The organism is Pseudomonas sp. R5(2019) (genome assembly GCF_009905435.1).
Lineage (GTDB): Bacteria > Pseudomonadota > Gammaproteobacteria > Pseudomonadales > Pseudomonadaceae > Aquipseudomonas.
Window position 1 is genome coordinate 286,147 of sequence record NZ_JAAAMT010000001.1, and the last position, 13,118, is coordinate 299,264.

Consider the following 13,118-nt stretch of genomic DNA (forward strand, 5'->3'; position numbering starts at 1 on the left):
TCGGAGCCGCCATGGATCACGATGCATTGAAGCCCAACCGGGAGCAACTGCTGGAACGTGCCGAAAACCCGCAAAAAACACCCTTCGATTACGTGATTGTGGGGTCGGGAGCCGGTGGCGGTCCGCTCGCAGCCCGGCTGGCCATCAACGGGCGACGGGTCCTGCTTATTGAAGCGGGCGTTGATCCCGCGGCGGAGGATCGCGAGGTTTATAACGTGCCCGCCTTCCACGCTGCGGCGACGGAAGATCCGGAAATCACCTGGGATTTCTCGGTCCGTCACTATGCCGACAATACACAGCAACGCCAGGACTCAAAGTACAACGAACATAAGGACTTTCCCATAAACGGCGTTGGGGATTCGGGAGGCATTCAGTATCCCCGCGCAGCAGCCATCGGTGGCTGCACTGCGCACTACGCACAAATCATCATCCGGCCAAACGACGCGGACTGGGACCGGATAGCCGAATTCACCGGCGATCCGTCCTGGCGCTCCGAAAACATGCAAGGGTACTTCGCGAAAATTGAGAACTGCCTGTATTACACGGTCTATAGGGGTTTTGTCGGCAAGTTGTTGGGCGGGCTACTTAGAGTCGTCCAGATTATCGCTACCCGGCTCAACCCACGTCGACAGCTTGATCCTGGTGGTCATGGATTCAAAGGCTGGCAGAAGACCAGTTTCATTGATCCGCTGGTAATCGCCGGGATAGTACGAGGCGATCGGACTTTCCTGCGCGTACTCAAGGATGTTTTGTTTTCTTTTCTCGGCAAGCAGCGTGATCGCTCGATGCTCGGTCGCGCCATCGCCAGGCTGCAGCTCCTTCAGTTTTTGGACCCTAATGTTCGTTCGCCAGAGATACCGACCCGCGATCATCTGTCGCTGATTTCGATCGGCACTGACGGCAAACGTCGCCACGGCTTGCGGGAACACTTGCTGGATGTCGCTAAGCGATTCCCGGACCGACTGGTTATTTTGAATCCGGCCCACGCAAGACGTGTGTTGTTTGAAAAAGATGAGAATGATCCCGCGCCCAGGGCTGTTGGCGTAGAGGTCCAGCTTGGCGCACACCTTTACCGTGCTAGCCCGAAGAGTAAATCCATCGTGGAGGATTCGAGTCCAACGCAATACTTCGCACGTCTGGAGGTAATTGTTAGCGGCGGTGCTTTCAATACACCGCAGCTACTGATGCTCAGCGGCATCGGTGATCGGCAGCACCTTGAGGAACTGGGCATTGAAGGCCCGCGTGATAAAAACGGTGCGCAGCTAACGGAAATCGTAAATTTGTCGGGGGTCGGCAAGAATCTGCAGGACCGTTATGAAGTCAGCGTTATCAGCGAAGCGAAGTCAGCGTTTTCCACGCTGGACGGGGTTTCCTTTGAGCCGGATAAACATGGCGACCCTGCCCGTGAGCAGTGGCTGCGCGACGGAACGGGGCTCTATTCAACTAACGGAGGCGCTATCGCCTTTATGTTGTCGTCCAAGCACAACGCCGAGCCTCGCGTCGACCCCGACCTCTTCATCTTTGGCGTACCTGCAGCATTCCGCGGCTACCATTGGGGGTGGTCAAGGGAGCTACTGCACAAGACGATGGGCGCGACGACCGAGTCGCGCAATCTGTGGAGCTGGGTCATCCTCAAGGCCTATACCAACAACGATCAAGGCGTCGTTCGCCTGCACAGCAACAACCCGCTGGATACCCCGAAGATCAACTTCAATTCATTCGAAGACAGTTCCCCAGAAGGCCACGGCGCCATGAAAGATGTCGAGGCCTTGTGCGAAGCGATTGAAGTCGTGCGCAAGATCAATGGGGATGTCACTGTCTTTGACAATGAAGTGCAGCCAGGGTCGACGCGAGCGGATGGCTCACCTCAGCTGAAACAATGGATAAAGGACGAAGCCTGGGGACACCATGCCTGCGGCACGTGCCGGATGGGCAGCGAGCCCCATCGCAACGACACGCTTCTGCTTGAAGACTCTGGCGCAGTCCTGGATAGCCGTTTCTGCGTACATGGTGTGAAAAACCTGCGCGTGGTCGACACCTCTGTCTTCCCCTACATTCCGGGCTATTTCATCGCCACGCCAACCTTCATGATTGGCGAGAAAGCCGCCGATGTGCTGCTGGCTGATTCCGACGACTATCCGCAAAAGCTTGAAGCGGTGGAAGCGGCTGCGATTCGGGAGCGCCGCACGGCCGTTGATCCCGAATACCAGGATCCCCAAACGGATACCGCGAGGTTGCCCAAGGACACGATCGGGCTCGCGTTTTCGGGCGGCGGTATCCGCAGTGCGACCTTCTGCCTTGGCCTGCTCCAGGCTCTGGCGAAGTGTCATCGACTGCGTGATATCGACATCGTGTCGTCAGCCTCTGGCGGTGGCTATATTGCCGCGTTTCTGGGGCGTCTCTTCACTCGGATGCGCCCGGATCTGCCCAACAAGGCCGCGCGGGTGGAGTCGATACTCAAGGGCTCTCCCGAAATCGACTGGCTGCGGCGCAATTCCCAGTACATTGACGGGGGCGGGCGTGGTGACGCCCTGTTCGATGCGGCCATCGTGCTGCGCAACCTGGCAACCGTACATCTTTGGCTGGGCACCCTGTTGTTCGGCGTGTTCGGGTTGATTCGCTGGCTGGCCATCACCTTCCTTGGCGATGTGATACCAGTGACCCTGTTTGAAATAACCCTCTCGGCCTGGTGGTGGCTGCCTGGTGGACTGTTGGTGTTGGGTGTGCTTCCCCCCGCCATCGGCTACTGGTTGGTGATGCAGGACCCAACCCGTAACTGGCGCGCGTTGCTGCCATTGCTCGTCTGGCTGACTTTTCTTGGGTGCGCAATCTACGGCCTTGCATTGCCTGCAATCACAGCCTGGTGTGGCGTGGCCATCGTCGTACTGCTACTGGCTTTGCTGTTGCAGGAAGGCGCGAGATGGAACATCCCCAGCAAAACAGCCTCCATGAAATGGGCGCTACCCGACGATCCGGATGAAGGCAATCCGGCGGACAAGAGCGCCATCGTGCGCAATCGGCTGACGCGGCTTTTCGGCGTGGGACTGTTCGGTTTCGCCGTCAGCATCCTGTGGGTGGTTCTGGATACAGGCGCGCAGTTCGCTGCCAGCGACATGCCCATGATCGGATGGTCGATTGTTGGACTGGCACCGTTGCTCCCGTTGTTGCGGGGTGTCGCGACCGGGCTGCTCAAAGGCCCACCGTCGGGGGCCGTTTCGTCTTTCGCAAAGGGCCTTGGATTACCGATCCTGATGGGCACGGTAACATTCCTGCTCGTGTTCCTGCTGCTGATGTACCTCAATATGCTCGCGCACCTGGTGTTCCTTCGGGACCTTCAGGTCGGCACCTGGTGCGTGATGACGGCCCTGCTCGTTTCCGCCGTACTGGGGCAGACGCTTTCCCTGCTCAATCTGTCTTCTTTGCAGCAAGCGTATTCGCAGAAACTGGTGCGGACCTTCCTTGGCGCTTCGAACGATGCGCGAGTCCATCCCACCGGTACCAATACACCCGTACCGGTCAACGTCAGCGACCTGGGAGATGACATCGATTTTGATACCTATCATCCCGAACGCACGGGAGGCCCATTGCATCTGGTCGGTACCTGCTTGAACAACTCCGTCGACCCTTTGTCCGGCAACCTCCTGCGTGACGACAACGGCATGCCGATGTGTCTGGGGCCAGCAGGCATTACCGTCGGACGGCGCTTTCATGCGCTATGGGAGCCGCGCGACACCGACACCCCGGCGCGCCAGGTTCCTGTGGCAGCCATCAATGTGGCGCCCGACCCCAATCAGTTTCATGTCCTGTCACGCTCCGATGACAAGCCGGTCACGGTGGAACGCTTGCGCCTCGGCCAGTGGATGGCGATCTCCGGGGCGGCCTACACTACTGGCTCGGGTCGCAATACGAAACTGTGGCGATCGTTGATTCTGGGTCTGGTCAATCTTCGCATTGGCTATTGGTGGAACAGCGGTATCCCCGCCGGCCGGCGACCGGGGCGTTACCCGCCAAGTCTTTGGCGCGCCTTCAAGTCCCTGCCGTCGACTGTCTTTGCCTTACAGGCGAGCTTGCTGAACGAGTGGCGAGGCTATTTTGCCGGTCCTGCCGAGCGGCTTTGGTACTTGAGCGATGGTGGACATTTTGACAACACCGGGCTCTACGAGCTGATTCGCCGTCGCCTGCCCATCATGATTGCGGTCGATGCGACCAGTGACCCGAATTATGTGTTCGATGATCTCGCGCTGCTTACGCGGCAAGTGCGTCTCGACTTTTGTGCGGAAATAAAATGGCTCAAGCCGGTCAGAACCACCGAAGTCAACCCGCCCCCTGATATGCCAGGTTGGAAAGCTTCCTGCGACTCAACGGGAGAAGTCAGCGTGCCACTGTGGATCGCAACCCATGTCCAGCAAAAAGCCGTCGGTGCGATCGAGGAGATCAAGCGCACAGGTCCCTTCGGTGCCGCGTTGGCACAAATAACCTATTCAGACGAACATCCTCCGAGCTGGCTACTACTGGTCAAGCCCTGCCTGTTTGCCGACCTGCCCACGGATCTGCGTACCTACGCGTCCATGCACGAGCGCTTTCCCAACGAAACCACGCTGGACCAGTTCTTCGACGACAACCAGTGGGAGGCTTACCGCATGCTTGGAGAAACAGCAGGTCAGAAACTTTTCGCTGAGCCTGATGATTGCAGGAGGTAGATCATGGCAGCCATGCCCATTCCCCGAGCACTGATGCGATGTGCGTTCCTGCTGACTCTGCTTGGGCTGTCTGCGTCTTGCGGCCTCTATAACGTCCCGCACCGGCCAGTTCAGCCAGAGCGAGTCTCCGCCAGTACTGCGCATGCACCTGGTGCGGGATTCGATTTGCAGTTTATCGAATCGGACGATCAAGGCTGGTTCTGGAATCCGGAGCAGGCCGTTTCCGCTCTGTCGACCGTAAAAACCGCGACAGCTGAAGGTAATACGCTGGTAGTGCTTTTCATCCATGGCTGGCATCACTCCGCGGCTTGCTACGATGACAACGTCGAGGCATTCAAACGCGTACTGCAGCGTTTGCACGTTGAGCTGGATCAAAAAATGTACCGTGAGGCAATGCCGACAGTGCGCGTCATTGGCCTCTATGTTGGCTGGCGTGGACGCTCACTGCCGGGACTGATCGACTACACGACATTTTGGGGACGCAAGTCGGCCGCAAGACGTGTTGGTGAAGGCGACCTCCAGGAATTCATGGCCAGGTTACAGCGAATATACAACGATCATTCCGACGGGCGAGTGACCGACGGCAAGCAGAAACCTTTTTTTGGACTGGTCTCGATTGGCCACAGCTTCGGCGGGGCCGTATTGCTCGCGGCTACCTCCCGCTACTTTGAGAGCCAAATGCAGTTGGCCAACCCGGCCAGCGGATTCTTGCGAACAGCACCTGTGATCCCGACTGGCTCCACTGCCCCCACCACATCGCAGAGTGCTAAACCTGCAGCCATAAACCCTCCATTGCGCGGCTTTGGTGACATGGTCGTCCTCGTCAATCCTGCCGTCGAATCGGCGGCCTACGAGCGCATCAACATTCTTTCACGCGGTATCACTTACGGCTCCGACCAGACGCCTTTACTCGTCACGTTTTCGGCGCAAAACGATGGTGCCCGCAATAGCTGGTTCAAGGCCGGTCGAATCGCCGGGGAATTCTTCACAAATGCTGCTCCCGTCCACGACGACCGGGAGCGAGCCAGCCTCCGCGAAGCTCTAGGTGTATACAACCACGGTGGCAGCGGGATAACTCACTCGCTTACTCCGATTGAGACTCAACACTTGGTTTCGAGCCAGCAGGACGAAGCTCCTGATTCGCAATGTACAGACAAGCGACCAGACACATTTGAGTGGTGGCGCTGGGTCGATAAGCCGGTGAGCCCCGATACTCCTTTCCCGAATGACACGATAAACGTGAAGGCTGCCGACGTTCGGGAGCTGGCTTCGTTCGACTTCTCCCAAGACGCTAAATATTCTGACTTGAGGCTATTACCGGCCAAGCCTGTAACAGCTCATCAGCCTTTCATGGTTGTCTCGGTCAACGAGCAGATCATCGATGGCCACACTGGAATCTTTTCAGAACCGTTCATGAGCTTTCTGACGCGCTACATCGGCCTCACCGAGGCGAAGCGAATTTTGCTCGGTACGCAGGCCAGCAAGCGCTGAACCAGCATGCCTGCTTTGGGGCTATCCATCTCCCCAATTCACTCAACGACAAAAGATAGGGCCGCCAAAAGCAATTATTGGCCGCCCCGCGTCTCTTACCATCATGACTCTTCATACAAAAACAAAGAGAAGAGCCATGGCCGCAACCCTCAAAAAACAGGGCGACAGTACCGACTACTCGGTCGTCGCCGTTCCTGATACCCATCGCATGAGTAGATTGTCGCTGACAATGGCCTGGTGGGGCATCTGCAGCGCAATGTTTTGGCTGGTCGTCTCCGCCACGCTGGCGATGACCTTCGGGACCCAAAACGCAATGATCGGCCTGCTGCTGTCGGTGGTCACTTACGCCATCATCAACGGCATCATTTCCCGCTACGCCATCAAGACCGGCCTTTCGGTCGCGCTGTTTTCACGGGTGCTGTTCGGGCGCACGGGCGCGACTCTGGCGACCTTGATCTTCTTCGTCACCGCCACGTACTACAGCGTTTTCGAAGGCTCGGTCATTGCCATCGCGATTCATCAGTACTGGTCTGTGCTATCGCTGAATCAGGCGTACCTGCTGGTTGTGCTGTACAGCGTGCCATTGATCTTCGGCAGCGTGCAGAACTGGATGGACAAGCTCAACGGCGTGCTGCTGCCCTTCTACCTGATCGGACTGGTGGCGCTGGTGGTGATGACGATCGGCGAATACGGTTACAGCGCTGCGTGGCTGCAAATGGGTCCGGCGAGCGGCCCGGTGGAGAACGGCTGGTGGAACTGTTTCAGCGCCTTCATGGGGGTGTGGATCCTGATGATGTACACCTGGGACTACGCACGCTTCGGGCGCAAGGAAGATGCGCAGTACCACGGCCGCATCAACTTCGGGCTGCCCTTCTACACCTTCACCTTTTTGATCAATGGCCTGGTGGGGATCTTTCTGGCCGGGACTATTCCGACACCGGGTGGCCTGACCGAGGTTTCGGTGGTCATGGCGATCATCGAGCTGATGGGCATCTGGGGGCTGATTTTCGTGTGGATCAGCCAGACGCGTATCAACTCCGCAAACTTCTTCCTGGCGGCCACCAACATGCAGGCGTTCTTCGGTCGCCTGGGGCTGACCCAGGTGCCTTACATCGTTTGGGCAATTGCCGTTGGCGTACTGGTCTACACGCTGATGCGCCTGAACGTGTTCGAGTACATCCTGCAGGCACTGGCATACCAGAGCATCTTCGTGGTGGCCTGGGTCGCGATTGCCCTGGCGCACATTTTTTCGCCCAGATACACCCAGCTGTTCCAGGGCAGAATCGAATACGAACTGGAACGTGTCAGCGCCTTCAACCCCTGTGGCCTGGGCGCGTGGTTCTTCGCAGCCGGGCTCGGCATCCTCTTGCTCAATGCCAACAGCCCAACGCTGGCCACATGGTCGGCCCCGGTGACATTCGTCAGTGCGTTCGGCGCCTACTGGCTACTGCTCAACAGTGCCAAGCGCAGCTGGTTCGTGCGCGCCAGCTGCACCTGAAACGACCTATCGATTGATCTGACTCGCGTCAGCCAGGACGCGACTCGCCTCCCGCCTACACCTCGCCTGAGCCACAGACTTTCTGCGGCTCGGCTTTTTGCTGCCTGTAAAACAACAATGACTCCCAAGGAGCGAAACATGCGCTTGCTCGACCGCCGTACCTTTACCGCCGCACTCCTGTTGCCAGTACTGGCAACGCTCGGCACCCCCGCCTTTGCGGTGCCGATCAACGAGAACCTGGACATTGGCGGGGCGATCCGGGCGCGGGTTGACTATGACCCGGATCAGGACCTGGAAAAAATCAGTTTCGACACGTTTTTCCTGACCGCCACCTACACCTCCAGCAGCTGGATCGGCGCCACCAAATACCGCTTCTACGGGGATGCCTATCCGTTCAAGCACACCAACAAAATCGGTGCCATCTCTTTTCCCGAATATGCCTGGGTGGGCTACAGGTTCAATGAGTCGCAGCAGGTGCAGGCCGGCCTGAACAAAATACCCTTTGGCTTGCAGCCCTACTTCGGCAGCACCTTTTTCGAGACGCTGGGCAACGTCATCGGCCTGGAAGACATTCAGGACCTGGGTATCAAGTACATTCAGCACAGTGGCGACTGGAACCTGCAGGCAGGTTATTACCTGCGCCCCATCGATCAGGGCCAGGGCACCAGCCGTGGTGGCCGCACCTACTCGACCAGCGTCGCCAAAGCCGACAGTTACGTGGAAAACGGCAGCAATAACCAGGAGCGCGACATTGTCGTCGCACGCTTGGCACGCAACTTCAAACTGGGCGATTGGCAGTCGGAAATCGGTGTATCAGCGCTGACCTCGACCCTGGAAAACCGCGACACCCATGACAGCGGTCGACGCAATGCGCAGGCCGTGCACTACCTGGGCAAGAACGGCCCCTGGGGCGTACAGCTGCAAGCCGCACGCCAGGACATGCAGCCCAGGAACCCGGGCAGCGACCAGCTCGTCACCTTCGGCAGCTACGACGCAACCTTCAACGTCGCGGCCAAGGGCAATCTGTATGTGGCCGACCTGAGCTACGACATCGCCGGCAAGTACGGCTGGTTCTCCGGCATCAAGCTGTACGGCAACTACAGCGCTTTTGACAAAAGCGAGCAAGGCTTCGACGACTCCGAACGCTTCATCGTCGGCACCTCGTTCTCACTTCTGGATCTGTGGATCGCCGTTGAATGGCTGCACGGCAAGAACGACCCCTATATCGGTGGCAGCAGCTTCACCCAGAGCCTTGGCGCCGGTGGCAGCGACCAATGGGAAAACCAGTTGTACGCCAACATCGGCTACTACTTCTAAGCCCCCCGACAGTGCTCTGTGAGTCAAAAAACGGTGCACTTTGCGCCAAGCCATCCACAGGTAGGTGCGCGTAGCTTTGTGTCGTGGGTCAGGCATCCGTCCTGCCCCCCACCTGGATAACAACAAGATTTCTGGTGACCCATGAGTACAGTAGATCCGATCACCCTGGCAGTCGTGCGAGGCGCACTTGAAACCGCGCAGCGCGAAATGACCCTGACCCTGGAAAAGACTGGCCGTTCGAGCGTTTTCAACCTGGCTCACGACTATTCCAACGCCCTCTTCGACCACCTTCCGGAGATGATCCTGCAAGGACAGGACATTCCAATCCACCTGGGATCGCTGATTCCTGCAATGAAATGCGTCGCCGGCTTCTTCGGTGATGACATCAATGAAGGCGACGTGATCTATCACAACGATCCGGCCTACAAGGGCAGCCATATTCTCGACTGCTGCATGTACAAACCGGTCTTCTACAAAGGCGAACTGGTGTTCTGGACGGTCTGCAAAGGCCACCTGACCGACATCGGCGGTCCCGTACCCGCCGGCTACAACCCGGACGCCAGGGAAATCTACGCCGAAGGCTTGCGTATCCCTCCGGTGAAACTCTGGTCACAAGGCCAGCGTCGTGAAGACGTGATCAACCTGCTGCTGACCAACATGCGTGCCCGCGCTTACCAGGAGGGCGACCTGAACGCTCAGTATGGCGCGTGCACCGTCGGTGAAAGGCACTTGCTCGAGTTGCTTGACCGCTACGGCGTGGAGCAGGTTCGGGCGTGCATCGCCGAGTTGAAAGACATGGCTGACCGCCACATGCGCGCATTGCTGCGAGATGTACCCGACGGCTTTTACACCGGCACCGCCGTTCTCGAGGACTCGGGTCATGGCCTGGGCGAACTGTCGATCACAGCGCGTGTGGAAATTCGCGGCGATGAAGCCCACGTACTGATCGAAAGTCCGCCGCAAGTGCCCTACTTCATCAACTCCTACGCCGGCAACTCGGTGTCCGGGGTGTACCTGGGGCTGATGATGTTTGCCCAGGTGCCGCCGCCGTACAACGAAGGGCTGTATCGCTGCGTGACTGTCGACCTCGGCCCACCGGGCACCTTGTGCAACGCGCAAGAACCGGCACCGCATGTCAACAGCACCACGACGCCGATGGAAACCCTCGCCGATGCCGTGCGCCAGGCCCTGGAACAGGCGGCACCGGATCGCGTCACCGCCTCCTGGGGCCACGCCAGCGGGATCAACATTGCCGGCCACGACCCACGCAACGGCAACGACGAATACGTGACCATGGTCCTGGCTTCGATCATCTCCGGTGCCGGTGCGAACAAGGCAATGGACGGCTGGCCGGCCTGCGGCCCGCTGTGTTGCTTCGGTGCGCTGATGTCCGGCGATATCGAGTTGCTGGAATACTCCTACCCGGTACTCATCCACCGCTACAGCCTGATGACCGATAGCGGTGGCGCCGGGGAGTTCCGCGGTGGCTCGGGCACCCGCATTGAAATCGAGCCACTGAACCATGCCATGACCGTGGTCGGCTTCGGTGAAGGTCGACAACTGCCCACCGCCGGCGCGGCTGGCGCGACCAACGTCTTGCTCGAACCCAAGCTTGGCCGGTTGATCCACCGCAAGGTGAACGGCGAAGAAGACCACTTTACTTACAACGCGCTGCTGACCGCTCAACCGGGTGAACGCGTGATCAACGTCAACCCGGGTGGCGGCGGCTATGGCCACCCGTTTCGACGCCCCGTCGCCAGCGTGTTGAACGACGTCCTCAACGGCCTGGTTTCGCCAGAAGGCGCACGCCTTGAGTACGGCGTGGTGATCGACAGCAACGGCCTGCTCGACGAAGCAGAGACCCACGCTCACCGCGTCATGCATTAATCAAGCCCAGCCCCTCAGAGCAACCAGAGACTCACACCATGATCAAGCAGCAATATCGTCTGGGCATCGACGCCGGCGGCACCTTCACCGATTTCATCCTCGCTGATCGCAACGGCAACGTGCAGTTGTTCAAGGCACCGTCGACGCCCCACGACGGCACCATCGCCATCCGTAACGGGCTGGCGCAGATTGCCGATGCCATCGGCCGCACCCCAGCGCAGATCATTGCCGACTGCGACCTGTGCATCAACGGCACCACCGTGGCCCTCAACGCATTGATCGAAAAAACCGGCGTCAAAGTCGGCCTGTTGTGCACCGACGGCCATGAAGACAGCCTGGAAATCCGCCTGGGTCACAAGGAAGACGGGCATCGCTACGATGCCAGCTACCCACCGGCCTACATGCTGGTACCGCGCCATCTGCGTCGCCCGATCGGCGGCCGGATCATCAGTGATGGCAGCGTACATAGCCCGCTTGATGAAGACGCGATTGCCCAGGCGATCGAGTACTTCCGCGAGCAGGATGTCAAAGCGGTGGCGATTTCTTTCGTCTGGTCAGTGCGTAACCCGAGCCACGAACAACGCGCCGCCGAGATGGTGCGCGCAGCATTGCCCGGGGTGTTCGTCTGTACCGGCAATGAAGTGTTCCCGCAAATCCGCGAATACACCCGTACCTCGACCACCGTGGTCAACGCGTACCTGAGCCCGGTGATGGGCCGCTACATCGAACGTATCGATGCGCTGTTCGAGGAACTCGGCGCGCAGCAGCCCACTCGCTACTTCCAGTCCAATGGCGGCCTGGCGCCGGGCGCGGTGATGCGCGAACGCGCGGTCAATGCGATCAACTCGGGCCCGGCTTCCGCACCGCAAGCCGGATTGTGCGTCGCCCAGCCGTTTGGTATCGACAACGTGATCACCGTGGACATGGGCGGCACCTCGTTCGACATCACGTTGAGCAAGTCCGGGCGCACCAACTTCAGCAAGGACACGGACTTTTTGCGCTATCGCATCGGCGTGCCGATGATTCAGGTGGAAACCCTCGGTGCCGGTGGTGGCTCGATTGCCTATCTGGACGACTTTGGCATGCTGCAAGTCGGCCCGCGCAGTGCCGGCGCCAACCCGGGGCCGGTGTGCTATGGCAAGGGCGGCGTCGAGCCAACCGTCACCGACGCTAACCTGGCCCTCGGCTACCTGGCTGACGGCGCACTGCTGGGCGGCAGTATTCGTCTCAATCGCCAGGGGGCCATTGAAGCCATTCGCAGCACAATTGCTGAGCCCTTGGGGATCAGCGTCGAACGTGCGGCCATCGGCATCATCACCCTGGTCAACCTGAACATGGTCAGCGGTATCCGTCGGGTGTCGGTCGAGCGCGGTTATGACCCCCGCGACTTCGCCCTGATCGGCGCCGGTGGTGCAGCCGGCATGCACGTCATGCGCCTGGCCGAAGAGATCGGCAGCAAGGTGGTGCTGATCCCTAAAGTGGCTTCCGGGCTGTGCGCCTTTGGCCAGATTCTCTCGGACATCCGCTACGATCAGTTGACCACGCTGCCCATGCGCCTGGACGACGAACAGGTCAACCTGCCGTTGCTCAACCAGACCTTGCGCGAGCTGCGTGAGCGCGGCATGAACAACCTGCGCGACGATGGTTTCAGTGCCGGCAACAACGTTGAGTGCCTGTATAACCTGGAAATCCGCTACCTCGGCCAGGTTCACGAATGCAGCGTCGAGCTGGCCTGCGATCAACTGGATCAAAAGGGCCTGGTAGCCCTGCGCGAGGCGTTCCATCAACGGCACAAGGCGCTGTTTTCCTACAGCGAACCTGAAAGCCCGGCGGAACTGGTCAACCTCGAATGCTCGGTGATCGCACGCCTGCAACGTCCGCCGATGCCGGAACTGTCGCTCCCATCCGAAGGCACCCCGGCCAGACCGGTCGGTCGCCGGCCAATGCTGTTCAACACCCAGGACAACTGGCAAGACACCCCGGTCTACAACGGTGATCGGCTGCAGGCCGGGCAAACCGTTCAAGGCCCTTGTGTGATCGAGGAAGCGACCACCAACATCGTCGTCCCACCTGGCTGGCAAGCCACCCTGGCGCCGTCGGCCACCTACCGCCTGACGCCCAATGATTGACCCCTGGTAAGCATTGGCAAATGATGCAAAAAGCGGCGCCGCCGGTTTATCCGCCGGCGCCGTCCTCAATATAAAAAAGCTCACAATAAAAAAGCA

General features: G+C 59.3%; 6 protein-coding genes. All 6 read left to right on the forward strand.

The features are described from left to right. Positions 1 to 11 precede the first annotated feature (11 nt). Positions 12 to 4,700 carry a GMC oxidoreductase gene (locus tag GUY40_RS01245; protein ID WP_166567111.1) on the forward strand — a complete coding sequence of 1,563 codons (4,689 nt, stop codon included), beginning with the start codon at positions 12 to 14 and terminating at the stop codon, positions 4,698 to 4,700. Between the two features lie 3 nt (positions 4,701 to 4,703). After that, positions 4,704 to 6,191 carry a hypothetical protein gene (locus tag GUY40_RS01250; protein ID WP_166567112.1) on the forward strand — a complete coding sequence of 496 codons (1,488 nt, stop codon included), beginning with the start codon at positions 4,704 to 4,706 and terminating at the stop codon, positions 6,189 to 6,191. Positions 6,192 to 6,327: 136 nt separating this feature from the next. Next, positions 6,328 to 7,689: a cytosine permease gene (locus GUY40_RS01255; RefSeq protein WP_166567113.1), complete on the forward strand. Its 1,362-nt coding sequence runs from the start codon at positions 6,328 to 6,330 to the stop codon at positions 7,687 to 7,689. Between the two features lie 138 nt (positions 7,690 to 7,827). Then, a complete protein-coding gene (locus tag GUY40_RS01260) occupies positions 7,828 to 9,006 on the forward strand; it encodes a hypothetical protein (protein ID WP_166567114.1) in 1,179 nt (392 codons plus the stop codon). A 141-nt stretch (positions 9,007 to 9,147) separates the two neighbouring features. Next, a complete protein-coding gene (locus tag GUY40_RS01265; protein ID WP_166567115.1) occupies positions 9,148 to 10,893 on the forward strand; it encodes a hydantoinase B/oxoprolinase family protein in 1,746 nt (581 codons plus the stop codon). Between the two features lie 41 nt (positions 10,894 to 10,934). Beyond that, a complete protein-coding gene (locus GUY40_RS01270) occupies positions 10,935 to 13,022 on the forward strand; it encodes a hydantoinase/oxoprolinase family protein (RefSeq protein ID WP_166567187.1) in 2,088 nt (695 codons plus the stop codon). The last annotated feature ends 96 nt before the right edge of the window (positions 13,023 to 13,118 follow it).